This window comes from Flavobacterium hungaricum, assembly GCF_015182285.1.
In the GTDB taxonomy this organism is placed as follows: Bacteria; Bacteroidota; Bacteroidia; order Flavobacteriales; family Flavobacteriaceae; genus Flavobacterium; species Flavobacterium hungaricum.
On record NZ_PRDM01000004.1, the window covers coordinates 380,194 to 406,804 of the forward strand.

Genomic DNA, 26,611 nt, shown 5'->3' on the forward strand with positions numbered 1-26,611 from the left:
TTACCACATATATTATTTAAATTATTTTTTTTTAAGGCATAATAACTGAATCCTTTACATTGTAAGTGAATTAACAAGAAAATAATTCGCCAATAACCGCACCCAGATTCTGCCTTAATTTGCAAATTTAGCGACTCTAAATTAATTGAAAATTAAAAAATTAAAAATTAAACAAATTAGTTGAACCCAGAATCAAAAACAACAAATGCCGATATATACATTTAAGAGGAATGATTTATATATTCTTACTATAAAAAACAATTAGTACCTCAAATAACCCATAGTTTAAATAAATTCAGAAAAACACAAAAGGCACTCATTTACAATGTTTTAAAAAAAAATTAACTTTAAAAATACACTGCAGAAAACAGTAACTTTTTTTTGTGGCACAGTAATTGGATACCTTCTAATACAATAATTTAATATGGATTTTATCATGAAAACGAAATTACTTTTAATAGCGCTTGTAGCATTAGTTTTTGGTTCTTGTGCAGCACAAAGTCAAACTACTGTTTACGCAAAAAACTCAGATATAAGTGATAATTTAGATTTAAGAGCTGTTGCCTCAATGTTTGGAGAATCAGCCAATCTTCAAGATTTTGAAAGACGTCTGAATGATCCTAAATATCAAATATCAAATCTTGACTTAAATGGAGATAACGAAGTAGATTATCTTCGTGTTATCGAAACTGTAGAAGACAGAACTCACGTTGTGATCATTCAGGCTGTACTAGATCGTGATGTCTACCAAGATGTGGCAACGATTGATGTAGAAAGAGACAATTACAATAAAGTAAGTGTTCAAGTTGTTGGAAACACTTATTTATATGGTGCCAATTATATTTACGAGCCTGTTTACAGTGTTGTGCCAGTAATCTACACTTCATTTTGGGTGAACAACTACCGACCTTATGCTTCTGCTTATTATTGGAATTATTACCCAACGTATTACACTGCTTGGACACCATATCCTGTTTATAGATACAGAAATAATATCAACATCTGTATTAACGTAAACAATCATTACAACTATGTAAACACCAGAAGAAGCTACAGAGCACCTGTTATGTACGAAACAAGACGTAGTTATGGTTACGAAAGAATGCGTCCTAATTACAGCTTTGCTCAAAGAAACTCGAATGTAAACAACAGATATGAGTTAGATCAAAGACGTGTTGCCAGCAGAGAAAGTAACAGAAACAATTACAATACCAACAGAAATTACAACGCCAATAGAACCAGTTCATCAAGACCCGTATCTAATGAAAATAGAGTTTCTAATCGTAATTATGCAGAAAACAGATCTTCAGCTGATAGAAACAGCAACACCAATAGAAGTACAAATACACAAAGATATGAAAGCAGAGACAATGCTCCTCGTACAGAAAACACTCCTAGAGCTGTAAGCCGTGATAACAATCCTTCTAGAGAAAACACTCCTGCAAGAACTCAAAACACACAGCGAGCAGAACCTAGAAACACTAACTCAAACGAGAACAGAAATTCTGAAAACCGAATGAGCAGACCGTCAAGCAGTCCAAGAAATGAGTCCAGAGGTTATTCTGAAAACCGTTCGAACAACGAAAACAGAACTGCAACAGCAAGACCGCAGCAAAATACGCAGCGTTCTGAGGCTCCTAGAGCAAGCCAAGAATCTAGAGGCGGGCAATCGCAAAGAGACAACAATGCAGGTTCTCGCGGGGGCAGAAGAGGTTAATCTTAAATTAAAATATATTGAAAAGATAAAGCACAATTTTACGATTGTGCTTTTTTTTATCTTTTTACTTATAATTGGCTCTAATTTGTTTTAAAACAGTAAATTTGCAACCGTCTTTTATAAAAACACACATGAGCGCATCGCATAAAAGTTTACATAGTAAGCTGACTCTCGGGGGGTTATTAATAACTTTAGGGATTATTTATGGAGATATAGGTACCTCTCCATTATATGTAATGAAAGCCATTCTCGGCGATCATACCATCAATGCAGATATTGTTTTAGGAGGTATTTCCTGTGTATTTTGGACACTAACTCTGCAAACGACAATAAAATACGTACTTATAACCTTAAGTGCCGATAATCACGGTGAAGGTGGAATTTTTGCACTATATGCATTAGTCAAGAAAACAAAAATTCAGTGGCTTATAGTACCCGCCATTATTGGAGGAAGCGCCCTGCTTGCCGACGGGATTATTACGCCGCCTATTTCTATTTCTTCTGCAGTAGAAGGAATTAGGGCTTTCTATCCAACAATGGAAACGCAGACTATCGTTTATATTGTAATCAGTATTTTATTTGTATTATTTACCATTCAGCAGTTTGGAACCAAACTTGTCGGCAAATTTTTTGCTCCGATGATGTTAATCTGGTTTGCAATGCTTGGAACGTTGGGAGCTATACAAGTACTGCATTATCCAGAAGTTATAAAAGCTATTAATCCTTATTACGCTTACAAACTTTTATCGATCCATCCTGATGGCTTTTTCGTTCTTGGTTTCGTATTCTTATGTACAACAGGAGCAGAAGCTTTGTATTCTGACATGGGGCACTGCGGCAGGAAAAACATTAGAATAAGCTGGATTTTTGTTAAAGCAACTTTAGTATTAAACTACTTTGGACAAGCCGCTTATTTAATTCACCACGAAGGAAGTACACTGCAGCAATTGGGAGGTGAAAACGGAAATCCGTTTTATTTAATCATGCCGCATTGGTTTTTACCATTCGGAATTGTTGTTGCGACCCTAGCAGCTGTAATTGCTTCTCAGGCTCTTATCAGCGGTTCGTTTACTTTGATCAACGAAGCGATGCGTTTGAATTTCTGGCCAAAAGTTAAAATCAAATATCCTACAGAAGTAAAAGGACAATTATATATTCCATCGATCAACTGGTTATTATTTATTGGTTGTGTTGGAATCGTACTGCACTTTGAAAAATCTGGAAATATGGAACACGCTTATGGTCTTGCTATTATTTTATGCATGATTATGACGACGATCTTATTGAACTATTATTTAATTATGAAACGTGTCAAATTGTACTTCATGGTACCCTTGATCACTATTTATTTATTAATTGAATTTAGTTTCTTAATCGCAAACATTACCAAATTTGCAGAAGGAGGTTACGTTACATTAATCATTGCCTCAATGCTTATTTCGGTAATGACGATTTGGTATCTGGCTAAGAAAATCAACAAAAACTACACTAAAGTGGTTAAAATTGATGACTATAAACAAGTATTAGTAGAATTGAGCCAAGATTTATCCATTCCAAAATATGCGACACATTTGGTTTATATGACCAACGCAAACCGTGTTGATGAATTGGAGGAAAAAGTGATCTATTCTATCCTGCAAAAACGTCCAAAAAGAGCTGACATTTATTGGTTTGTTCACGTAAACATTCTGACAGAACCTTATAAAACGCAGTATAAAGTAACCGAAATTGCTAAAGATGATATTTACAGAATTGACTTTAATTTAGGTTTTAGAGAGCCTACAAAAATCAATTTAATGTTTAGAGAAGTTATTAAAGAGATGGTTAAACGCGGTGAAGTAGATATTACGAGTCGTTACGAATCTTTAAACAAAAACAATATTATTGGTGATTTCAAATTTGTATTGTCTGAGAAATTCTTATCTAATGATAATGATTTAAGATGGCACGAAAACATTATTATGAACTCTTATTTCTTCATCAAAAAACTGAGTTTGTCCGAAGAAAGAGCTTTTGGCTTAGACAGCAGTTCTGTTAAAGTAGAAAAATTCCCAATGGTACTGCACGCACCAGAAAACATTGGATTAACTCGAATTATTGTAAAAAAGGAAGACGAAAAAAAATAAAAAACGGATTCTAAAATATATTCAGAAAACACTCTTTTAACTTTATTAGAGTGTTTTTTTTCTTTTAAATGAAAATCAAATTACAATTAAAATTAAAAATTTCACTTTCAATCAATTAATAGTACCTTTGCACTTCAAATTAACAAAATGAGATTACACAGAAATTTAGTTTATACTACCATTGATTCTTTGAATGCTATCTTCAACGAAGGAGAATATGCAGACAAAGTGGTAGCAAGAGCATTAAAAAAAGACAAACGTTGGGGAAGTTCTGACAGGAAATTTGTTGCTGAAACGATATACGAAATAGTTCGCTGGAAAAGGTTATACGCAGAAATTGCCGATGTAAAAGAGCCGTATGACAGAGATAACTTATGGAGAATGTTTGCTGTATGGGCCGTTTTACGCGGTTACCCAATTCCGGATTGGAGACAGTTGGAAGGAACTCCAGAAAGAAAAATCAAAGGTCGTTTTGACGAGTTGTCTAAAAACAGAGCATTAAAAGAATCTATCCCGGATTGGATGGACGAGCTGGGCGTAAAAGAACTTGGCGAAAAGGTTTGGGCTAAAGAAATTACAGCACAAAATCAGCCTGCAAAAGTTATTTTGAGAACCAATACTTTAAAAGGTACCAAAGAAAGCCTTAGAAATACATTAATGGATTTAAATATTGAAACAGAATATTTAAAAGACCAGCCAGAAGCGCTTGTATTAAAAGAAAGAGCGAATGTTTTCTTGACAGATGCTTTTAAACAAGGACTTTTTGAAGTACAGGATGCCAACTCGCAATTGGTTGCCGGATTTCTGGATGTAAAACCTGGAATGCGCGTAGTAGATACCTGTGCAGGTGCAGGTGGAAAAACACTTCATATTGCTTCTTTGATGGAAAACAAAGGGCAGTTGATTGCAATGGATTTATACGAAAGTAAATTAAAGCAATTAAAGTTAAGAGCTAAAAGAAATGGTGCTTTTAATATCGAATACAGAATTATCGACACCACTAAAGTAATCAAGAAATTACACGAAAAAGCAGATCGTGTACTGATTGATGCACCTTGCAGCGGATTGGGAGTTTTAAAAAGAAATCCTGATTCTAAATGGAAATTACAGCCTGAATTTATCGACAACATTCGCAAAGTTCAAGCAGAAGTTTTAGAAAGCTATTCTAAAATCGTGAAGCCAGGAGGAAAACTAGTGTACGCTACTTGTTCTGTTTTACCATCTGAAAATCAAGAACAAATTGAAAAATTCTTAAAAACAGAAATCGGACAGCAGTTTACTTTTATTGAAGACCGCAAATTATTGGCTTCTGAATCTGGTTTTGACGGATTCTATATGGCTTTGATGGAAAGAAAAAAGTAAAAGAAATTCCAAATATTTTAAATTCCAAATTCCAAGATTAAAATTGGAATTTGGAATTTTTATTTTTAGAATTCGTAAACCTCTACTCTAAGGTTGGTTTCCTTAGTAGTTTACCATTTTCATTTTCTTTAAATTTGGCAACAAAAATAATTTCTTTCGGTTTTTCGTATTTCCCTAAAACATCAAAGAAATCTGCAGGAAAATCTTGTTTTTCGCCTTCAATCACCAAAACCAGCTTTTCACCTAAAGCAGCATCAGGAAGTCCGGTAACAAAAAATCTAGAATTGATTTTATTAATCAGTTTCGCTTCGATCTGTTCAGGAATAAGCTTCACTCCTCCACTATTCACTACATTATCAATTCTTCCTAAAAAAACAAATTGCTGCTCATTAATCAAATCAACCAAATCATTTGTCACAATAGGCTCATCAGAAACCGAAGCAAGATTTATCACCAGACATTGACGATCGTCCTGAGCTATTTTTACATTTGGCAGTATCGAGAAAGCAGGAGTGCCTAAACGCTTTGCCGCAATATGCGTAATCGTTTCGGTCATTCCGTATGTTTCGTAAATTTCTGTTTTCAGGGGCATTAATTTTTCTTCTAAAGCGGTATCCAGTTTTGCACCGCCAATAATCAGTTTACGAATATTGACCAGCTTCTCAATAGAATTCTGAACCTGCAAAGGCACCATTGCCACAAAATCGTAAGTTTTTGTATTAAATGCCAAAGGTGTAACGCTTGGCGCTGTAATATCTAATTCTAAACCTAAAATTAAACTTCGAACCAGCATCATTTTTCCTGCGATAAATTGCGTTGGCAGACATAACAAAGCTCTATTACCCGGCACCAAGCCAAAGAAATCCCCAGTTGCCAGAGCCGATTGTATCATGGCCTGTTTTTCTAGTCTGACTAATTTTGGAAGTCCTGTTGTGCCGGAAGTAGTCATTTCGATATAACTCTTTTTATCAAACCAGTCTAGAAAAAACTCACCAATAGCCTTTTCGTACGCATCTCCTTCTTTTACATAACTATAGGCAATTTGACACAAATCTTTAGCATTTAAGTGATAGCCGTTTAGTTTAAAATAATTATGAACTTTATGTTGGGTTAAATGTGGCATAATTTTTTAGTTTAGTTCTTTGTTAATGAGAATATTTCCTGATATTTTTTTTTCCCAATTTGTCCAGCCGTATTTTTTACTAAAAATAAAAAGCAGAATAGGATAAATAACGACCACAGGCAGAATAACATCAATTCCTGCTGAGGGCTCAGATAAGTCTATAAAAAGGGAATGCGTTTGAAAAACCGTCCAGTCTGAAGTAACCAGCAGTGCACCTATAAGATTATTTGCCGCGTGAAACCCTAAAGCCAATTCCATCCCTTCGTCCATTAAGGTAATTATACCCAAAAACAAACCTGTTCCGATATAATAAATCATAATAATATTCCCCATCTTGGTAACTTCCGGGTTAAACCAGTGCATCGATCCAAAAATTAAAGAAGTCATCATAAGCGGGAACCATCTATTTTGTGCAAGATTAGCAAAACCCTGCATTAAATAACCTCTAAAAACATACTCTTCTGTAGTCGTTTGTATCGGAATTAATATGGAACCTAGGAGCAATAATATAAAAAAAGGAATTGGTTTAAAATTAAAAACAAATTGCTCTGGAGCTTTTAAGTACACAAATAAAAAACTCAGAACAGAAAAAAAAGCCCATAAAAAAAACGAAAACCAAATACGTTTCCAATCTACTTTTGAGCGAGAAGTTGTTACGGATAACAAGGTTTGATGGTGTATGTATTTGACCACAAAATAAATTCCGGCAAAGGCAAAAACAAACGAAATCATTACAAGGAACAACGTCATATTCGATTCAAACATTTTCATTACACCTTCATTGGTTGTTGGAAAAGCTTTGTTTTCTGTAAATGTTTTATAAAAAACAGCTGCAGAAATCGGAATCTGCCCCACAAAAGACGCTGTGATTATAAAAACAGATCCTAAAAGATATTTCCAAAATTTATTTTCAGGTTTAATTCCTTGTTCTAAAAACATAGTCTCAAATTTTAAAAATGACAATTCAATTCTAATAAGATAATCTTATTTTTGATCTCGCTAAAATACCGCTTTTTATTCCGGCCTTTAAACAAACAATTAAATATAGCAAAATGATACAAATATATCACAATCCACGCTGTGGAAAATCAAGAAACTGTTTGGCTTTTATTGAGAACACCAATCAAGAATTTGAAATTATTCCCTATTTAACAGAAACTCCGACTTTTGAAGAATTAAAAACCCTGCTTCAAAAATTAAATCTGTCACCTTTACAACTCATTCGAACCAAAGAAAAAATCTGGATCGAAAATTATAAGGGAAAAGATTTAAATGACGACCAAGTCATTCAGGCTATGATAGATAACCCTATTTTGATTGAAAGACCTATTGTGATTAAAGACGGAAAAGCTATTATTGGAAGGGATCTGGAACGAGTTGCTTCTTTTTTAGAATAATTCTAAAATGTATTATTAACATATTTTTATGATTTAACTCTTTAAACCAAAAACTACTTTTGGCGTCTAAAAGAGAAAGACACCAAAAAAAAATGAAACAAATCAAATTTGCTGTAATGCTTGTTTTCTTACTGACAAGTTTTTACAACTATTCACAAGAAGGGCCAGGAGCCAAAAACAAAGTTAAAGTTACCGGAAAAGTTTTCGAAAAAGTTACAAAGCAACCTTTAGAATATGCTACTATTTCGATAACACTTCCAAATGATACCAAAGTTATTTCAGGCGGTATCACTAATCCTAAAGGAGAATTTGAAATAACAGTTGCTCCAGGAACTTACGATATTAAAATTGAATTTATTTCTTTTAAACCAACAGAAATCAAGCAAAAAAGCATTCAAGGTGACACCAATCTGGGTGTAGTTAATTTATCTGAAGATGCGGCACAATTGAATGAAGTTGTAGTACGTGCAGAAAAATCTACAGTAGACATTAAACTAGACAAAAAAGTATACAACGTTGGTCAGGACATGATGGTAAAAGGCGGTACTGTAAGCGACGTTTTAGACAATGTACCTTCTGTTTCTGTGGATACCGAAGGAAATGTAAGCTTAAGAGGAAGCGATAACATCCGTATTTTAATTGACGGAAGACCTTCGCAAGCTATTAATATGGCAGAAGCTTTAAGACAGCTTCCAGCCGATGCAATTGATAAAGTTGAAGTTATCACCAATCCATCTGCGCGTTATGATGCCGAAGGTGGATCTGGAATCATCAATATCATCCTTAAAAAAGGAAAAAATCAAGGATTCAACGGAACATTTATTGCTTCTACCGGAATTCCTGAAACCTATGGTTTAAGCGGAAATTTAAACTATAAAACTGAGAAATTAAACTACTTTACTACTGCAGGCTATAATTACAGAACCAATGAAGGAACTGGTTTAACTAATTCTCAATATTTCAACGAAGACGGATCTACAAAAAGTTATCTTGACGAAGATCGTGATACCAAAAGAATTCGTAATGGATTTAATGCCAGAGCCGGTGTAGAATGGACAGTTACTAAAAACACTTTTTGGACCAATGCCATTAATTACCAAAATAACACTGGAGAAGACAAAGATTTAATCAATTATAATAATTTTGATGCCGGTCGTAATTTTACAGGATCAACTTATCGTTTAAACAATGCAGATACGGGAAGTGATAATATCGAATTCACGTCAAACTTAATCAAAAATTTCAACGATAAAGGACACAAACTTACTGCTGATTTGTCTATTTCTAGAAATACAGACGACAGCAATAGCGAAATTTCAACGTCGCCAAACACCATCGTGAACTCAACTTTAAATGATCAAGTTCAAAAACAAGTTTTATTTCAGGCAGATTACGTACTCCCTTTAGGAAAAGGAGGACAGTTTGAAGCAGGATATAAAGGAAGTTTTGGCGATTTGAACAATGAATATTTTGTTACTGATGCTCAAGGCGCAAAAGACACAAATCTTTCTAACAATCTAGAATACAAAGAAAACATTAATGCGATCTATACACAATATGGTTTTAAAGTGAATAAATTTTCTTATTTATTTGGTCTTCGCTGGGAAGACACCAATATCCAAGTTAATTTGTTAGATACTAATGATTTTAACACCAAAAAATACAACAATTTATTCCCAAGTGCTTTTATCAGCTATGAAATCTCTGATCAAAGCAATTTCAACATCAGCTACAGTAAACGTTTATCACGCCCAAGAGGACGTTTTATGAATCCTGCAGTTAACTACTCAAGTAACATTAATATCTTTCAAGGAAATCCTGATTTAGATCCTTCTTTAACTGATAAGTTTGATATTGGATACTTAAAAAAATGGACAAAAGTTACTTTCAGTACTTCTGCTTACTTTGAAGACACAAAAGATGTTTTCAGCTTTGTAAGAACTCCAACAGGTCAATTAGTAGATGGAATTCCGGTAATCTTAAGCCGTCCAATCAATTTAGGGAAAGAACAAAAATTCGGTTTTGAATTTACTTTTAACTACAACCCTTTCAAATGGTGGAGATTAAATAGTAATTTTAATTTCTTCAATGTAAATTCAACAGGAGAAAACAGCTATACTGATTTCGTTACAGGTGAAGTTATTACACAAAATCTGGACAACAAAGCCAATTCATGGTTTGCAAGAATCAGCTCAAAAGTAACGTTACCATACAAAATTGACTGGCAGTTAACTGGTATGTACAATGGCGAACAAAAAACAGCTCAAGGTAAAAACCTAGGCCAATTCGGAATGAATACTTCATTTAGCAAAGATGTATTGAAAGATAAAGGAACCATCGCATTTAACATCAGTGATGTTTTCAATTCAAGAATTATGAAATCCTACACATACCTTGATAACCAAACTTCTTACGGAGAAATGCAATGGCGTAAACGTCAATTCAATTTATCATTCACTTACCGTTTCAACAAATCGAAAAGTGATAGAGATAAAAATGCACAGCCTAGAAATGATGGCAATGGAGATGGAGGCGAATTCCCAGGATAACACATTCATAAATTCCAATAAAAAAAATCCAAATTCCAATTGTTAGCGATTGGAATTTGGATTTCTTTTTTGAGTTAAATTGAAACTTGAAATTTACAAATTTAGAATTTTCTTTGTCGAAACATTTATAAATAAAAAAAAGAACCCAATGGGTTCTTTTTTTATGACATCAATCTAAAAAATTATATTTTAAAAGATTGTTCTTCTTGTCTTTTTCTAGCTCTCTTTTCTTTGATCATTTCCCAGCTTGCTCCAGTAACCCAATAAGATACGAAACCAACTAAGAAAAACATTAACCAAAATCCTATAGTAAGAATGGTTAAGAAAAGTAAAAAGCCTAAGTACTGTGAAAATTCAAACATGTTTTCCGGAATTTTTGAATGTTGCTACAAATGTAAGCCATATATTCTTCCGCACCAATAAAAACCAAATCAATTTTTATAAAATAACAATTATGACTATATTTATACTCATTTTAAATAAGGGTTCTTTCAGCATCAAAATCGATTAAAATTTGAAACCCTTAAAAAAGAGAATAGTAGGTTTTATCAGGAGCTGATCCTGCTGTCCGCTGTATCTTTTCCTGTCTAAAGAAGACAGAAAAAGGATGCCGCTCCCATCAGGGCTAGAACTGTAGTTTTCAAAAGAAATTACAAATAACCAGATTAAAACATTTTGCAAAACACATTTTACAAAACAGAAAATACATTTTTACAAACAACATATTTACAAATACCAATGAAATACAGAATAGAAAAAGACACCATGGGCGAAGTTCAAGTTCCAGCCGATAAATATTGGGGTGCGCAGACAGAACGTTCTAGAAACAATTTTAAGATAGGAAACTCAGGCTCTATGCCGGCAGAAATCATAGAAGGTTTTGCCTATTTAAAAAAAGCAGCGGCTTATGCTAATTACGATTTAGGAGTTTTGCCTGTAGAAAAAAGAGATGCCATTGCAGCAGTCTGCGACGAAATCTTAGCTGGAAAATTAGACGATCAATTTCCGCTTGTAATTTGGCAGACCGGTTCTGGCACACAAAGCAACATGAACGTTAACGAAGTCATCGCCAACCGCGCACAAGTTCTAAAAGGTTTTGAAATCGGAGAAGGCGAACAATTTATAAAAGCCAATGACGATGTCAACAAATCGCAATCTTCAAACGATACTTTCCCAACCGGAATGCACATTGCAGCTTATAAAATGGTTGTAGAAACTACCATTCCAGGTGTTGAAAAACTGCACGCAACATTGGTAAAAAAAGCATCTGAATACAAAGACGTTGTTAAAATTGGCCGTACTCATTTAATGGATGCTACTCCGTTAACACTAGGACAAGAAATTTCCGGCTACGCTGCTCAATTGGCTTTTGGGTTAAAAGCATTAAAAAACACCTTGGCACACTTAGCTGAAATCGCCCTTGGCGGAACAGCAGTCGGAACAGGATTAAATACTCCAAAAGGTTATGATGTAAAAGTGGCCGAATATATCGCGAAATTTACCAATCTGCCTTTTGTAACCGCAGAGAATAAATTTGAAGCCCTTGCAGCGCACGACGCCATTGTTGAAACACATGGCGCATTAAAACAATTGGCTGTTTCTTTAAACAAAATTGCAAACGATGTTAGAATGCTGGCTTCTGGACCACGTTCTGGAATTGGCGAAATTCACATTCCAGAAAACGAACCAGGGTCTTCTATTATGCCTGGAAAAGTAAACCCGACACAATGCGAAGCTTTGACAATGGTTTGCGCTCAAGTTATCGGGAATGATATGGCAATTGCCGTAGGCGGTATGCAGGGACATTATGAATTAAATGTTTTTAAACCTGTTATGGCCGCTAACTTCCTTCAATCGGCACGTTTGCTTGGAGATGCCTGCGTTTCATTTGATGAACATTGTGCACAAGGAATCGAACCAAACCATAAACGAATCAAAGAATTGGTAGACAATTCGTTAATGCTTGTTACCGCTTTAAATACTAAAATTGGTTATTATAAAGCAGCTGAAATTGCCCAAACTGCTCACAAAAACGGAACTACTCTTAAAGAGGAAGCTGTTCGTCTTGGCTATGTAACCCCAGAAGATTTTGATGCTTGGGTAAAACCGGAGGAAATGGTTTAGTTTTTTTTGTTTCAGGTTTGAAGTTTCAGGTTTCAAGTTTCAAGTTTCAGGTTTCAGGTTTCAGGTTTCAGGTTTGAAATACTAAACGAATAGAAATGAACTTATTTATTAAAAAGGGAGAAAATTTAAAATTTTCTCCCTTTTTAATAACGCTTAACATTTAACGCTTAACAATTAACGCTTAACATTAAACTTGAAACCTGAAACTTCAAACAACTCCTATTTCCCATCTACATAATCCTGCAGGTAACTGAATCTTGCGGTCAATTTTCCGTTTTCTGTAATTTTTGCACGTTCTAGAATTCCATCTTTATCCTTATTAAAAAAAGCAGGAATTACATGTTCCAAAAATTGTTCTCCAAAACCTTGGCTGGCATCTTTTGGAATTTCACAAGGCAGATTATCCACAGCCATTACCGCCACTGCTGCAGGGTGAAACAAATCTACTTCTCGGTCTTCTAACGGAAAATAACCGTATAACGGCTCCTCTATTGTAGACGATCGAAGCGTACTAGCGATAGGTCCGTTAACATCACAAGAAATATCGGCAACAACTTTTAACTTACAGTCACTTGCGTTAAGCATTTCTTTGGTCAAAATCATTGGAGCATTATTAGCATAAAAATGACCTGCAAAATAGATATCCGAAACTTTAGTAAACCTTTCAAAATCAGATTCGTATTCATCAGGATTTTTTACAAAATCATTAAAATCCAAAACCTGGCCGTCTTTTCTTTTATTATATTCTAAAACATCAAGTTGTACATAAACAGCCTGAGCATATTTTTTAGTCAAATAATTATCTATAGTAATTTCTTTGACTTTTATAGCATCTAAGATTTCTTTTGCACCGCTTCCCACCTTTCCGGTTCCAGTGACAACAAATTTCAGCGCCGGCATTGTAATGCGTTTTAAATGCATTATCAAAGCTTCTTTCCCAGAAAGCGTTTCTGCTTTAGGAAGTTTAAACAATTCAAACTTAATTCCAAAAGCCCTGATTCCGTTGTACACACCTACCATTCCGGCATACCTTCCAAAACCAATCAAACGGCGGTCCAATTCATCTACAATGGTTTCATGATCGTACAACACGATATTTTTTTCGAGAACAGCCTGAAGCAGTTTTCTATTATGAGGTTGTTTCTTGATAGTATGCGAAAAAAAGAAATAGCTTTTGTCTGGAATCAAATTTTCGACCGGAACTTCTTTTACACCAAATAAAACATCACTGCCCGAAATATCTTCTGTAACCGTGATTCCCATATTTTTGTAATCTAAATCACTGAATATTCTAATATCAGAACTTTCTACTTCAATACTTAAATCATGATGCTGTTGTTTTAATTTTGCTAATTGGTCTGGAGTAAAAACAACTCTTCTATCAGGCGGATTTTTTCTTTCTTTTATGATTCCAAATTTCATTTAAACAGATTTAATATATTTTATAATATAACTTTTTGACTACTTTTTGTTTCAAATATAACAATTTTAGTTAAAATTTTGTTGTTAAATTGTAATTTAGAATGTTTAAAAACCGTTACAAACTGGAATACAGACAACTAAATTTAAATACTGTTAACAAAATGTTAAAACAAGGCTTTAGATTATCTATAAGTAAGAAATCAACAAAATTGAATTCGATATATTTGTTTTTAAAGAACGATGCAAATGATTTTCCCTAAAAAAACAAAGATACTACAAATACTTTTCGCAACATTGGTTTTAAGCTCTTGCGGAAAAACAAACAAAGCTGAAACTGCCGAAAAACCACAAGTCGAAGATACTTTACCCAAAATGAAACCCTTAGGTCCTGAAAAAAAAGTTTCCCAGGCTTATAAAAATAGTGTTGTCGGAAGAATTAATCATTTTTACAATAAAAACTGGCCCAATAATAACATGAACGGAAGTTTTTTGGTCGCCAAAGACGGTCAGATTCTTTTTGAGAGATACAATGGTTTTGCCAATAAAAATGAAGGAACAAAAATAACACCCGAAACTCCTGTACAAATCGCTTCGGTAAGTAAAGTTTTGACTGCAACTGCAATTTTGAAGCTGGTAAATGCCGGCAAAATTGATCTGGATCAAAAAGTAAATACAATTTTAAAAACATTTCCATACGAAGAATGCACCATCAGAATGCTTTTGAGCCATCGCACGGGAATGCGTAATTATGCCTATTTTACCGATCATGACAAATCGGTTTGGGACAGACACAACCAGCTTACCAATAAAGATATTTTGGATATTCTGGCAACCAAAGATGTCGGTCTTGAGTCTAGAGTTGGAACCCGTTTTAGTTATTGTAATACCAATTATGCAATGCTGGCACTTATTATAGAAAAAATTACCGGCCTGAGTTATAAAGAAGCAATGTCAGAAATGATTTTTAAACCGCTGGGAATGACGCACACTTACGTTTTTGATGACGATAAGGATAGAAAAAAAATTGTTCCGTCGTACAAAGGCAACGGTGTTGAAATTGGTTTTGACTATCTGGATAATGTTTACGGCGATAAAAATATTTTCTCGACCGCACGCGATCTTTTAAAATTTGACCGCGCTAGAAATTCACCCGATTTCTTGAAACCCGAATTGCTTAAGCAAGTTTATACCGGTTACAGTAACGAACGTAAAGGCACCAAAAACTACGGTCTGGGCATTAGAATGATCAACTGGGAAACAGGACAGAATTACTATTTCCACAACGGCTGGTGGCACGGAAATACCTCATCTTACATTACTTTGATGAATGAGGGCGTTACGATAATTGCACTTTCGAATAAGATGACGAGAAATACTTATGCAGTTCGCAAGCTGGCTCCAATCTTTGGAGATTATCCATTTAATTTTAAAGAAGAAGAATAACCAAATTTTTCTGAAATTTTTAATAAAAAGTAATTGTAAATAGTATACATTTGCAGACTCATTTTTCGGGGTCGACTGGTTTTGACAGCAAGTCGAATTGAAAAGTAAGCACGTCGAGCATTGAGACCTTGCTCGTAAATATAAGATCTCACAATTTTACACGGCGAAAATAACTACGCTTTAGCTGCATAATCCGAATCATAGTACGATTAGCCACGTCTCTACAAGGTAGAGAAGCTGGATTCTCCTAGAAAGCCTTGGTTTGTGGCGTTCTGTCAAGGGGAACCGTAAAAATAAACCTAGATTTCCATGAGCTTCGGGTGGATTTCAAAACTTAAGAAGATAAGTGTTGAGTGGTTGTTCCTGACCTAGCTTAACATCGAAAATCCAATCAGGAAATAAGCGTGTAGAAAGCTCTTTAGTTGCTTGTTTGGACCCGGGTTCGATTCCCGGCGACTCCACAGAAAGGAAGGTATCAAACACCTTCCTTTTTTATTTAGAACGACATATCTCATATAAAGAAATCCTGAGAATTTTGATTCTCAGGATTTTGTTTTTATCAAGTAATCTCTGCCGACTCCACAAAAAATTTTATCCACATACTCCACCCTTTATTCAATTTAGAATATTATTGAATGAACAAGCAAAAGCAATTGTAGCCAATAGAATTCCTAAAATTAGAAAGAAGCCAGCCAGCAGTAAAAACCATTTGCAAATGTTTAGATCATTTTCAAAACTAATCTCCTCATTCTTTATAGATTCTTTAATTCGAATAATCTCTGAATATTCATCTTTATCTTGATTCTTTAGTTCTTTTAATCTCTGCCGTAATCTAAAGCCCCTAATAAAATGAGTCATACAATCTGTTGAAAAATAGCGGTGTCCTAAGGCAAAAAAAGCTCCTAAAATCAAAAAGACAGCACCAGCAAATAGCAGCGATTTATAAATAGAAAGTGCTCCTAAAAAATTGTTTAACTTTTCGCATTCACTTATTTTTACAATTACATTAGCAATTAAAAATCCATAGATAGTCAAGCCAAGTAAAGACAATCTCAATATTTCAGATGAGAAATTTTGGTATTTTTCTAATATTATAAAATCAACTTTATAATTATCTTCTTGGATCGGAATTTCACTCAGATATTTTGTTCGTAATGTTCTCATAAATTCCAGTTAATTATTCAAGTCAAACTCACAAACTCTGAAAAAACTCATAAGCTCTTGTCTCCGCATAAGAATACGTTGAGTTGCGAAGCGGAAATGCGCAGTGTCCTCCATACTTTGGGGTTTCTAGATAGACGTAGGCGCTGTCTTGTGCTATGGCTCTTGGATAACATCTTTCGCCCAGAAAAGGATCGTCGAGTGAATTAATAATCAGAACCGGGGTAGTAATATTTTTTAAGTAAAATTCAGGCGAAACACGCTCGTAATAATCGTCTCGGCTTGCATAACCGTGGAGCGGTGCCGTAAAATACTGATCTACTTCGTCAAAAGAAGTGATTTTATCAATCTGGTCGCGGTTTATAAAATCAGGAAATTGGGCCGCTTTGTATTTTAGTTTTCTTTTAATATCAATGGTAAAATTCTTTAAGTATACTCTGTTAAACCCCTGTTTGAGTACAGCGGCACTGGTGGCAATATGAGTGGGAACCGAGATCGAAACGGCTGCTTTTATGCGCTCGTCGATTTTGGTCCAGCCTAAATAATTCAGGAGCTGAACGCCTCCCATTGAATACCCGATTAAATAAACATCTTCGAAGCCTTTTTTTAAAACAAACTGAACCACTTCGTCCAAATCATCAACGGCACCGTGATGGTACAGTCTTGGCAGACGATTCATTTCTCCCCCGCAGGTGCGGTTGTTCCAGGCAAAAACAGAAAAATCCCGCTGCTGAAAATACGCCGCGCAACTGTTATTATAAGTTCTGCGCGAATCTCCTTCTAAACCATGACATAAAATGACTGCTTTTTTTGAATCGTTTAGAATATAATCGATGTTGATAAAATCGCCGTCACTTAATTCTTTTTTTTCTCTGGTGTATCCCGGAACTTCAAATTTCTTAAACAAAGCAGCATAGATAGTAGAAACATGTCTGTTGCGATGCATAATAGAGGGAAAGCTATATTCTGATTGTTCAATAACTGGCATGGCAAAAATGTTTTTGTGGTAGTTACTACAAATCTAAGAAATCAATTGATATGTAATATATTACTGTCGTTTTATTTCACATTAAAAATTATTTTCTGCCTCTTCCCCTACCTTTTCATCATTTCGTATATCTTTAAATTACAGCACTAAATCTTTTATATTGTAACCTTATTAAACCTTAAAAACAAAAAACTGGAACTTTAAAACAGTTCCAGTTTTGTGTTTAACCTCTTTTTTCAAATTGAGAAATTCCTTTCTCAAGCCAGTTCAAATATTCGGCAACATCCGGATTATAAGCCGATGTTTCGTTCAGCGATTCTCCTTTGTGGTCTACCAACACATAAAAAGGCTGTGCATTGGTTTTATAAGTCAGCGTTTGAAATTCACTCCATTTCTGCCCGATGTATTTGAGTTTCCTGCCCGTTAATTTTGAAACAATCTGTTCTTTAGAGTCCAATTCTCTTTTATCATCGACATAAAGCGAAATCAAAACCAAATCGCCTTTTAGAATTTGCTGTACTTTCTCGTCAGACCACACATTATCTTCCATTTTTCGGCAATTAACGCAGGCGTGACCTGTAAAATCAATCATCACCGGTTTTCCTATCTTTTTGGCATATTGCATTCCCAAATCATAATCGGTAAAAGCCATAATATTATGAGGCCCCAGCGATGCCCCTTCTGGCAGACTTGGTATACTTTCTTTTGCGTTAGAATGGTTTAAACCATTCGGAATCTCGCTGTAATGCATTGGCGGAGGAAAACCGCTGATCATTTTCAAAGGCGCTCCCCAAATTCCCGGTATCAGATAAATCGTAAATGCCAAAGCAGCAACTCCAAGTCCTAATCTGCCGACACTGATACTCGAAATCGGACTGTCGTGCGGGAGCTGAATTTTTCCGAACAAATAAAAAGTCAGGGTTGCGAAAATAGCAATCCAGATGGCTAAAAAAGTTTCTCTTTCCAGCCAATGCAGCTGCAAAACCAAATCGGCATTCGATAAAAATTTAAAAGCCAGAGCCATTTCCAGAAACCCTAAAAATACTTTGACAGAGTTGAGCCAGCCTCCTGATTTTGGCAGCGAATTTAACCAGCCTGGAAAAGCAGCAAATAAGGTAAAAGGCAAAGCCAAAGCCAGCGAAAAACCAAACATACCGACAAAAGGCGCGATACCGCCCCGCGAAGCCGCTTCTACTAATAAAGTTCCCACGATAGGTCCCGTACAAGAAAAAGAAACAATTGCGAGCGCCAGAGCCATAAACAATATTCCTGCAACACCGCCTTTGTCTGCCTGAGAATCTACTTTGCTGGCCCACGAATTGGGAAGCATAATTTCGAACGCGCCTAAAAACGAAAAGGCAAAAAATAATAAGAGCACAAAAAAGATCAAATTGAACCAAACGTTTGTAGAGAGCGCATTGAGCGAATCGGCTCCAAAAATCCAAGTAACCACAGCGCCCAAAAAAATGTAAATTGCAATAATCGAAATCCCGTAAAAAATGGCTTTTCTAATTCCCTGCGATTTGGTTTTGCTTTGTTTTGTAAAAAAACTCACGGTCATCGGAATCATCGGAAAAACACAAGGCGTTAATAAAGCAGCAAATCCAGAGAAAAATGACAGCAGAAAAATCGTTCCTAAATTTCTGGATGCTGTTGGCTTTGTTTTTTGAAACACTTTTCGAGGCTTTTTTACAATTGCAGCTACTTTTCCTTTTTTAGTTTTAATTTCAGATTCCAAAGGTTTTGTGTCTGTTATTTCTGCCTCGGTTTGGAGCGTATTTTCGACTAAAGTTTTCGCTTTCGCGGATGGAATAACAGCAAATTCTAATTCGTCTGAACTTGGCGGTAAACAGTTTTCATCATTACAAACCATAAATTCAACCGCAGCTTTGATTTTGAAAGGTTGAGACGATAGTATTCTAATGCGTTGCCTAAAAACAGTTTCTTTTTCAAAAAACTTAATCTGCATTTTAAAAACAGGATCATTGATTGTCTTTCCTTTTGCTTCTTTTACAGCGCCGATCAATTCAAAAGCGGCACTTTTAGTAAAACTAAAATGGGTCGGAATCGGACCGCCGTCCGAAACTTCCTGACTGTACAAATGCCAGCCCGGTTCTATAATGGCTTTTGCCTCCAATTCATACTCCGTATCTGAAATCTTCTCAATACTCGTTTTCCATTTTAACGGATTGTAGATTTGAGCTTTCACGAAAGTAGAAAACAAGAGGATAGAGCCCAGTAAAAAAAGATTCTTTTTCATGGGATAAAAGGTTTAAAAAAGAGGGTTGAATAGCAAAAAACAACCCTCCATAAATCCGCTATTCAAATTATCTGCTTACTAATTCAAAATATTATTTGATAGGGAAATACAAATTAAATTGTGGTAATTAAAAGGGGTGAGATTACTTTAATGGTTTGAAAACGACTTCCATCGAATCGGCTTTATCTAATAATGAATTGGCAAATTCCTGAATATCTTTGGCAGTAATGCTTTTTACAATATTCTCATAAGTTGCAGGATCATTCCTATTATAGCCTTCTTCAAAATAATTAGAAAGCACACTCATACTGTAACTGTTGAAGTTTTTACTGTCTTCTCTAGATTTTAAATAATTGGTTCTTGTCTTTTCGATATCCTCAGCAAGGATTTCGCCTTTCTTAATTTTATCGATTTCCTGATACACAATTGGCAGTAAATGCTCTACTTTATCGGCATCACAATCAAAAGTTATCTGAATACCACCTTTTGTAACTGGATCTTTAACTAATGAGCCTTTAACCTGTGCGCCATAAGTTCCGCCTTCTTTCTCGCGAAGACTTTCTGTATAACGCAAAGTCAAAATATCGCCTACGAATGAATTCAAAATTCTATTTTTATGTGAATAAACATAATCTTTCATGAAAGCAATGTTAACCGAACTTTTAGGGGTTTCCATTTTTATAAAAACATCACGGTCAATCTTCTTAGAAGTCCATTCGGGAACTTCTTTTTTAAACTTTTCTTTTCGTTTAATCCCTTTTATACTGGCAATATATTTTTCTAATAAAGGCTTTAAAACTTCTGGTGTAACATCTCCAACAATATAAAACTCAAAATTCGATACATCAGCAAATCGGTCTAAATAGATAGACTTCATTTTTTCAAAAGATAAATCATCGATATACTTTTGGTCTAATGAACGGATTTTAGGATTGTTTTTTCCGTAAACTATGTTGGACAAACTATCCTGCATTTTGGCACTAATATCATTTTCTCTATTTTTTAAAGAGTTCTGAAGCCTTTGTTTCAAGAGATCATACATTTTAGTGTCAAATCTTGGCTGTACAAAACGTAAATGCACCAGCTCCATCATAGTTTGAATGTCTTTTACATTTGCCGATCCAGTAACGGTTTCTTTTAAGGAACTGATTGCTACATAAGAATCTGCAATTTTTCCTTTTAAAACTTTTTCCAAATCAACATTTGAAAGTTCTCCAACACCAGACATCATGGCAAGACTTGTAGACCTAAAAGCTGATGGAAGATCCTGCGAAAGGTACAATGAAGTTCCTCCAGAACTTTCTGCTTCCAGATTTACTTGTTTTTTGTTTTTATCAGCAAATTTATAATGCACTTTTACGCCATTACTTAATACATATGTAGTTGCATCGATTTCGGAAGTCTTTTTCTCAGAAACAATTTTTCCTGATTTAATTTCTAAATTTCCTAAAAGTGTTTTTCCTTCAAAAGTGTCTATATAGGGCTGCAGTGAAGCATCGTTTTCTGAATTCTGAATAATATCAAAAGCCTTTTCTTGTGTTAGATTTTCTTCATTAACTACACCTCTTACCGCAACAACGCGGTTTTGTGCAGTATACAATTTAGAAATTTGTTCCTCCAGAATTTTAGAATTAATATTGTTTAAAATTGCTTTTGTCATTTCAAATTCGGCATTTGGATCTGCAATAACTTCATGGTTCAAATAATCGTCTTTGACCATTCCGATCACTTGTTTGTGCGAGATCTCATTTAGCTTCTCCAGATAATTTTCGTAATTCGAAATGTTTTCAGAAACTGCACGTTCAATTTCTCCTTTTGAGAATCCGAATTTGTAAGCCCGAACCCATTCGGTCATCGCTGCTGAAAAAGCTTCGGCTTGTTTTCCTGGTTTTGGCGAAACACTCAAAAACCAAATATCATTTAATCTAGTATATTTTTGGTAACCGGCCTGCGCACTTTTAAAAGGGCATTCCTGCTTTTGCGCCATTTCTGCCAAACGATTGTTCAAAATTGAAAAAGCCAGAGCGCGCTGCGTTGCCGTTTCTAATCCTGCATAGTTTGTTGTTGGTTTTTCAGCAGTATGACGAACCATAAAAGTGATATTGGAAGCCGAAATTTCTTTGTCTAAAGCGAGTTTAAAAGTCGGCGCTGCTTTTTCTGGAATAACAATTTCAAAACGCTTTTTAGGATTTTGAGGCGTTGGAATATCAGCAAAAAGCTTTTTAATTTTGGTTTCAATTTCGGCTGCATTAATATCCCCGACAATGGCGATTGCCTGCAAATCTGGCCGGTACCAATCTTTGTAAAAATCTTTTAAAACCTGGTACTTAAAGTTTTTAACGATTTCCATATCACCAATAGGCATGCGGTCTGCATAAAGCGAATTGTTGTAATAATACGGCGCTAACTGATTGTAAATTCTTGCTCCCGCATTTTGTCTCGTGCGCCATTCTTCGGTAATTACACCGCGTTCGGCATCGATTTCGGCATCGGTCAATGATAAAAAATTAGACCAGTCGTGCAAAACCAATAAGCAGGTATCTACTACTCCACCATCTTTTGACGGAATGTTGTCTAAGTTGTAAACGGTTTCGTCTGTACTGGTGTAGGCATTGATATTTTTTCCGAAAACCGCACCTTGTTTTTGAAGCGTATTCAAAATTCCTTTGCCTTCAAAATTTTTGGTTCCGTTAAACGCCATATGTTCCAGAAAATGCGCCAGCCCTTTCTGCTGGTCGTTTTCGAGAATCGAACCTACATTTTGAATAATATAATAACTCGCCGTATTTTTATTGACTTGTGTCGGATAAATATAATACGTCATTCCGTTTGGCAGCACTCCTTTTTTGATCTTTTGATTGACTGCAATTGGTTCATCTGCCTTGAAATTCTGGGCATTCGAAAAAACGTTAATCCCAATTACAAGCAGAAAAGCCAGTACCGATTTTTGTTTGTTAAACATATATTTTCTTTTTTTTTATTTACTGCTGACAGCTATTTTAAACACTTAGAGACAAAATCTTTTGAAACGCATAAAAGGGGTTTTACTTTCATTCACACATCATTAGAAACTAGTTTCTTTTTCTATTCTTTTTAAAGAAACTTAGGCCTATGTTTCTATTTGTTTACTACTTACAGCTTAAACTTTCAATAATTTATCCAACTGCACCCTCAATTCTGGATTTGACGGACGAAGCGCGTCGGCATTGATGATATTTCCATTCGTATCAAACAATAAAAATCTCGGAATCGCATTGACATCGTAATTTTTAGCCACATCAGAACTAAAATCTTTATCTGCCATTAACTGAATTCCTTTTAATTGTTCTTTGGTCACAAAATCTTTCCATTTTTGTGCGTCTTTTGGTTTGTCTAGCGAAAGACTCACAAACACAATATTTTTTCCGTGATAGTCTTCTTCAATTTTTTTCATGTGCGGAATCTCTGCTTTACAAGGCCCGCACCACGTTGCCCACAAATCAATGTATACCAATTTACCCTTGAAATCTGAAAAGGAAACGGGTTTGTCATTAATGTCTTTATACGTAAAATTTAATCCTTTCTGCCCAACATTTTTATGCAGTACTTTTTCGTAATCTACTAAAAACGTTTTGCTTGCCTCAGAAATCATGAAGGGTTTTATCGTTGGTGCAATTTTTTCGTATTCTTCAATTTTCATTCTTGATCCTGCAACTGCATCGCGAAGATACGCATCTTTTAAAGCTGGATCTGTAATATGCGTAATTGCTTCTGTTAAGTCTAAACGTTTTGGCGCTGCACCAGCATTCATCGTTACATAAAAGAAATAATTTGACATTAACGAAACGCCGTTTTGCAATTTTAATAGATCTGGATCTGTAAACTTTTTATCGGTCTGCCAGGTTTTGATCACCGCCGGACGATCGTCTTTATCAGGAAATGCAGTTCTGGGCATTCTAAAAAAAGTATAGGTCAATTCTTCAACATCTGTTGCAACGGCTAATTTTAATAACTTATTGAATGCAGCATCTTTGGTTTTAATGGTTTTGGAGAATTCATCGGCTTTTGCCACACCTTTGTCAAGCCAAGGATAAAATTCTACATACGTTGCATCTCCTCCTAATCTGGCGAAAGGTGCAAATTCGTTATAGATTTCATTGGCTTTCTGCACCAAAGCGTTTTGCCCGATATTTTTGCCGCTCAAAACATAATTCTCTTTATTAACGACAAGACTAATGTCTAATTTTGGTTCTAAATACAATCGTATTAATTGATTTCTGCTTTTAAACTGACCGTAATCAACGTAATAAAAACCAGGTGCTGCAACTGGAATCATAAAGCCAAATTCCCCCAGAGCATTGACTTTTGCAGTTGCAGCAGCCGCTGGTTTTCCTTCTTCCACGGAAAAAAGTGTAACTTCTTTCACTTTATGATCTGGTATTGCAACTGTTCCTTTAATTACTGCATATTCAGATAGACTAGCAGCAAAACTCATTTGAACCGTAAGGAAGGTTAAAATGAAATAAAAAATGTGTTTTTTCATAATAGTATATTTGTTTTTTGTTTGATAGATTAAATTGAAATTCGCATCGATTGATCGTCTTGTTCTATGATAATATCTTTGCTTTCTTTAGTCTCTTTGAGCTTTTTTAGATTTTCTGGTTTTACTAAATCTGTTGCTTCAAAATCGTTGATCTGCGTAACTTTTGCCCCGACTTTTACTTTCTTTAAATCTTCATTTTGCTGCTCTAAAACTTTTTTTACCAAAAGATTCTGGTTTTCATCAAATTCTAAATTGAGTCCGCCCAAATAAAAGGAAGGTATTTTTTTGAAATTTTTATTGGGTTCTAAATACACGGTTTTGTGTAATAAATCGATTGTAAAATTGAAACGCTTTATCAAATCAATTCCCAAAGATCCATCGGCAGAAGCCCAATTTTTATTCTCCTCCTGATATTCCTGAAGTGCCACGGTTACATTTGGAAAATTGTTCCCGTTAATGCTGACATTCGGGATGGCACCGCCGACAATTTTAGTTTGTTTTCCTAAACTGTAATTGACTGAGGTGTACTCGGTTTTTAAACTGGCTTCGAGATTGTTTTTGTGATTAAAAGGTCCGTAAGCGATAAGATCATAACCTGCTCCGGTATCAAAAGTGAAACTGCCTTCGACTGTTTTTTTATCTTCAAAAGTCAGATTCATTTTTACTACCGGAAGTCCTGATTTATAATCAAAAACCAACGGCTTTGCTTTTCCCCAATAATTAAAATTTCCGAAGTTGTACAAATCAATGGTCATCGTATCAAAATTGACAGAAGTGATGTAATTGCGAAGCAGATTGGCGCCAAATAATCCGTCATAAACCCCATGTTTTGGAAAAATTACCAAGCCTTGATTTTTTAAAACCTGATCTCCCAAATAAATGGTATTATCTGCAGAATACTGAACCTGCTGACTGCCGCCAACAACAGATGCCGATTTGCTTTTCGTAATCACAACTCCGGCTTTGTAAGCACTGTCTGGATTTAAAGCCATTCCGTCTGCGCCGGTATCAAAAAGCATTAAAAACTCACGGTCGGCTTTGTTTAGTTTGATTTTAATGGCGATTCCGTTTTCGATAATTTGAAACGGAATACTGGCCACTTTTTTTACTGTTGCATTTCGGTCAACTTTATACAAACCATCGAAAAAAGTCACATACAACATTTTGCTTTCCGAATTGAAAACAATTTGAGACGGTTTCTTTTCTTTTCCTTTAAAGTAAAAATCTACCAAAACGTAGGTTTCCTTTTTTATTTCTACAGTCTTTCCAATCTGAATAGAATCTAAAGCGGGAAAAGCATTAAAAATACCGTTCAAATAATATTCGTTTGAAGATGAATCTCCTACACCAACAGTAAATTGTGGCGCCAGAAGATTTTTCATACTGCTGTAATCTTTATTTTGAAAGGCTTTTTCGAAAGTTTCAATAGATTTTCGGATGCTGTTTTGAGCATAGATCGTACAGCCAAAAATCAATATTGAAAACAGGAATATCTTTTTCATTTCGATTTACTTTTGTGGAGTATTCGGTTTAACCACCACTTTTTCAACTCCAAAATCTTTCAGTAAAATACCCGAGTATTTGGCAAATTCTTCTGGCGTGTATAGTTCTTTTGAACCGTTTACTAATTCTGTAAACCCTTTTAGATCATTCTTTTTTTCGTATTCTCTTTTCTTGCGTTGTAAGATGGTAAACACGTGACTTGTAACGTTCCATCTTCCATAATCTTCCATTAATTTTTTACTCTTTAAAAGAAATTGATCATCGTATTGTTTGCCTACTCGCAATCCCGTAACAATTACAAAAGGAACTTCTTCAGTAATATCTTTAGATTTCAAATAAGCATCGATCACATCAAACGGCACATTTCTTTTTCCATCTAAATACGCTTGTTTGTAAAAATCAGGATAGTCTTTTTCCTGAATTTCTGGACTGTACTTTTTAAAGATTCCTTTTTTAGCCGTCTCTTTTGCATTTTGAAGCAGGGCAGTAAATTGCTCTACGTTTTGAAATCCGCCCGCAATATCAATTACTTTTCCATCTGCATTCATAAATAAAAAAGTCGGAAAACCGGTTACGCCGTATTTCATGCATAATTTTTTGCCAATTTCTTCTTTTAAAATATCCGACTTGAAAGTGACAAAATCTGCACTTAAAACAGCTGCTACTTTTGGATCTGGAAATACTTCTTTGTCCATTTGTGCGCACGGCGCGCAGCCTGTAAAATACAAATCGACAAAGATTAATTTTTTCTCCGTTTGAGCTTGTTTTTTAACTAGTTCCCAGCTTTCATCGCTTGATGAAGCCTGCGCATTTAAGGCAATAGAAGTCCAGGCAAGCAGCAAAAATGCACTTGCGGTTTTAAAAATGAGTTTCATAAAATGTGATTTTTTTATAAGCCGAATGACTATTGAATT

General features: G+C 35.1%; 18 protein-coding genes and 1 other RNA gene. 8 read left to right on the forward strand and 11 right to left on the reverse strand.

The window, feature by feature from the left end:
* The first annotated feature begins 436 nt into the window (after window positions 1–436).
* The 3 genes from C4F50_RS17870 (at window position 437) to C4F50_RS17880 (ending at window position 5,205) form a co-directional block, all read left to right on the forward strand.
* Entirely contained in the window at window positions 437–1,717 is a 1,281-nt protein-coding gene (locus C4F50_RS17870; RefSeq protein WP_194140012.1) for a hypothetical protein, read from the forward strand.
* A gap of 131 nt (window positions 1,718–1,848) precedes the next feature.
* On the forward strand, window positions 1,849–3,843 hold the full coding sequence (locus C4F50_RS17875) for a KUP/HAK/KT family potassium transporter (protein ID WP_194140013.1): 1,995 nt from the start codon (window positions 1,849–1,851) through the stop codon (window positions 3,841–3,843).
* Between the two features lie 147 nt (window positions 3,844–3,990).
* Entirely contained in the window at window positions 3,991–5,205 is a 1,215-nt protein-coding gene (locus C4F50_RS17880; RefSeq protein WP_194140014.1) for an RsmB/NOP family class I SAM-dependent RNA methyltransferase, read from the forward strand.
* Window positions 5,206–5,287: 82 nt separating this feature from the next.
* Here C4F50_RS17880 and C4F50_RS17885 read toward each other — a convergent pair whose 3' ends face one another.
* Window positions 5,288–6,328 (reverse strand): AMP-binding protein, encoded by a 1,041-nt coding sequence (locus C4F50_RS17885; protein ID WP_194140015.1) that lies wholly within the window; start codon window positions 6,326–6,328, stop codon window positions 5,288–5,290.
* 6 nt (window positions 6,329–6,334) lie between these two features.
* Window positions 6,335–7,267: a CPBP family intramembrane glutamic endopeptidase gene (locus C4F50_RS17890; protein ID WP_194140016.1), complete on the reverse strand. Its 933-nt coding sequence runs from the start codon at window positions 7,265–7,267 to the stop codon at window positions 6,335–6,337.
* Between the two features lie 113 nt (window positions 7,268–7,380).
* On the opposite strand from C4F50_RS17890, the gene arsC reads away from it, so the two are divergent.
* Both arsC and C4F50_RS17900 read left to right on the forward strand, forming a co-directional pair.
* Complete coding sequence (gene arsC / locus C4F50_RS17895; protein ID WP_194140017.1) at window positions 7,381–7,725, forward strand: arsenate reductase (glutaredoxin); 345 nt, start codon at window positions 7,381–7,383, stop codon at window positions 7,723–7,725.
* A gap of 92 nt (window positions 7,726–7,817) precedes the next feature.
* On the forward strand, window positions 7,818–10,274 hold the full coding sequence (locus tag C4F50_RS17900) for a TonB-dependent receptor (RefSeq protein ID WP_194140018.1): 2,457 nt from the start codon (window positions 7,818–7,820) through the stop codon (window positions 10,272–10,274).
* A gap of 182 nt (window positions 10,275–10,456) precedes the next feature.
* On the opposite strand, the gene C4F50_RS17905 is transcribed toward C4F50_RS17900, so the two are convergent.
* On the reverse strand, window positions 10,457–10,636 hold the full coding sequence (locus C4F50_RS17905; protein ID WP_194140019.1) for a hypothetical protein: 180 nt from the start codon (window positions 10,634–10,636) through the stop codon (window positions 10,457–10,459).
* Window positions 10,637–11,012: 376 nt separating this feature from the next.
* Here C4F50_RS17905 and fumC point away from each other — a divergent pair, with 376 nt between their 5' ends.
* Entirely contained in the window at window positions 11,013–12,398 is a 1,386-nt protein-coding gene (fumC, locus tag C4F50_RS17910) for a class II fumarate hydratase (RefSeq protein ID WP_194140020.1), read from the forward strand.
* 219 nt (window positions 12,399–12,617) lie between these two features.
* On the opposite strand, the gene C4F50_RS17915 is transcribed toward fumC, so the two are convergent.
* On the reverse strand, window positions 12,618–13,820 hold the full coding sequence (locus C4F50_RS17915) for an NAD(P)-dependent oxidoreductase (RefSeq protein ID WP_194140021.1): 1,203 nt from the start codon (window positions 13,818–13,820) through the stop codon (window positions 12,618–12,620).
* Between the two features lie 240 nt (window positions 13,821–14,060).
* Between C4F50_RS17915 and C4F50_RS17920 the strand changes: the two genes are divergently transcribed.
* Window positions 14,061–15,263 carry a serine hydrolase domain-containing protein gene (locus C4F50_RS17920; protein ID WP_194140022.1) on the forward strand — a complete coding sequence of 401 codons (1,203 nt, stop codon included), beginning with the start codon at window positions 14,061–14,063 and terminating at the stop codon, window positions 15,261–15,263.
* 67 nt (window positions 15,264–15,330) lie between these two features.
* Window positions 15,331–15,727: a transfer-messenger RNA gene (gene ssrA, locus C4F50_RS17925) on the forward strand.
* A gap of 151 nt (window positions 15,728–15,878) precedes the next feature.
* Here the strand turns inward: ssrA and C4F50_RS17930 are convergent.
* The 7 genes from C4F50_RS17930 to C4F50_RS17960 all read right to left on the reverse strand — a co-directional run bounded on the left by C4F50_RS17930 (window position 15,879) and on the right by C4F50_RS17960 (window position 26,572).
* Window positions 15,879–16,427 carry a hypothetical protein gene (locus C4F50_RS17930; RefSeq protein ID WP_194140023.1) on the reverse strand — a complete coding sequence of 183 codons (549 nt, stop codon included), beginning with the start codon at window positions 16,425–16,427 and terminating at the stop codon, window positions 15,879–15,881.
* A 28-nt stretch (window positions 16,428–16,455) separates the two neighbouring features.
* A complete protein-coding gene (locus C4F50_RS17935) occupies window positions 16,456–17,412 on the reverse strand; it encodes a YheT family hydrolase (protein ID WP_194140024.1) in 957 nt (318 codons plus the stop codon).
* A 223-nt stretch (window positions 17,413–17,635) separates the two neighbouring features.
* Entirely contained in the window at window positions 17,636–19,672 is a 2,037-nt protein-coding gene (locus tag C4F50_RS17940; RefSeq protein ID WP_194140025.1) for a protein-disulfide reductase DsbD family protein, read from the reverse strand.
* A 142-nt stretch (window positions 19,673–19,814) separates the two neighbouring features.
* Complete coding sequence (locus C4F50_RS17945; protein ID WP_194140026.1) at window positions 19,815–22,634, reverse strand: M16 family metallopeptidase; 2,820 nt, start codon at window positions 22,632–22,634, stop codon at window positions 19,815–19,817.
* A 177-nt stretch (window positions 22,635–22,811) separates the two neighbouring features.
* A complete protein-coding gene (locus C4F50_RS25705) occupies window positions 22,812–24,194 on the reverse strand; it encodes a TlpA family protein disulfide reductase (RefSeq protein WP_228012077.1) in 1,383 nt (460 codons plus the stop codon).
* A 29-nt stretch (window positions 24,195–24,223) separates the two neighbouring features.
* Entirely contained in the window at window positions 24,224–25,696 is a 1,473-nt protein-coding gene (locus tag C4F50_RS17955; protein ID WP_194140027.1) for a retropepsin-like aspartic protease, read from the reverse strand.
* A 6-nt stretch (window positions 25,697–25,702) separates the two neighbouring features.
* Window positions 25,703–26,572, reverse strand: a complete 870-nt coding sequence (locus C4F50_RS17960; RefSeq protein WP_194140028.1) for a thioredoxin family protein — start codon at window positions 26,570–26,572, stop codon at window positions 25,703–25,705.
* Between the last annotated feature and the right edge of the window lie 39 nt (window positions 26,573–26,611).

Bases quoted from the DNA above. Each gene is read 5' to 3' on its own strand.
- C4F50_RS17870 (WP_194140012.1), top strand. From the start codon at position 437: ATGAAAACGAAATTACTTTTAATAGCGCTTGTAGCATTAGTTTTTGGT.
- C4F50_RS17875 (WP_194140013.1), top strand. From the start codon at position 1,849: ATGAGCGCATCGCATAAAAGTTTACATAGTAAGCTGACTCTCGGGGGG.
- C4F50_RS17880 (WP_194140014.1), top strand. From the start codon at position 3,991: ATGAGATTACACAGAAATTTAGTTTATACTACCATTGATTCTTTGAAT.
- C4F50_RS17885 (WP_194140015.1), bottom strand. From the start codon at position 6,328: ATGCCACATTTAACCCAACATAAAGTTCATAATTATTTTAAACTAAAC.
- C4F50_RS17890 (WP_194140016.1), bottom strand. From the start codon at position 7,267: ATGTTTTTAGAACAAGGAATTAAACCTGAAAATAAATTTTGGAAATAT.
- arsC (WP_194140017.1), top strand. From the start codon at position 7,381: ATGATACAAATATATCACAATCCACGCTGTGGAAAATCAAGAAACTGT.
- C4F50_RS17900 (WP_194140018.1), top strand. From the start codon at position 7,818: ATGAAACAAATCAAATTTGCTGTAATGCTTGTTTTCTTACTGACAAGT.
- C4F50_RS17905 (WP_194140019.1), bottom strand. From the start codon at position 10,636: ATGTTTGAATTTTCACAGTACTTAGGCTTTTTACTTTTCTTAACCATT.
- fumC (WP_194140020.1), top strand. From the start codon at position 11,013: ATGAAATACAGAATAGAAAAAGACACCATGGGCGAAGTTCAAGTTCCA.
- C4F50_RS17915 (WP_194140021.1), bottom strand. From the start codon at position 13,820: ATGAAATTTGGAATCATAAAAGAAAGAAAAAATCCGCCTGATAGAAGA.
- C4F50_RS17920 (WP_194140022.1), top strand. From the start codon at position 14,061: ATGCAAATGATTTTCCCTAAAAAAACAAAGATACTACAAATACTTTTC.
- C4F50_RS17930 (WP_194140023.1), bottom strand. From the start codon at position 16,427: ATGAGAACATTACGAACAAAATATCTGAGTGAAATTCCGATCCAAGAA.
- C4F50_RS17935 (WP_194140024.1), bottom strand. From the start codon at position 17,412: ATGCCAGTTATTGAACAATCAGAATATAGCTTTCCCTCTATTATGCAT.
- C4F50_RS17940 (WP_194140025.1), bottom strand. From the start codon at position 19,672: ATGAAAAAGAATCTTTTTTTACTGGGCTCTATCCTCTTGTTTTCTACT.
- C4F50_RS17945 (WP_194140026.1), bottom strand. From the start codon at position 22,634: ATGTTTAACAAACAAAAATCGGTACTGGCTTTTCTGCTTGTAATTGGG.
- C4F50_RS25705 (WP_228012077.1), bottom strand. From the start codon at position 24,194: ATGAAAAAACACATTTTTTATTTCATTTTAACCTTCCTTACGGTTCAA.
- C4F50_RS17955 (WP_194140027.1), bottom strand. From the start codon at position 25,696: ATGAAAAAGATATTCCTGTTTTCAATATTGATTTTTGGCTGTACGATC.
- C4F50_RS17960 (WP_194140028.1), bottom strand. From the start codon at position 26,572: ATGAAACTCATTTTTAAAACCGCAAGTGCATTTTTGCTGCTTGCCTGG.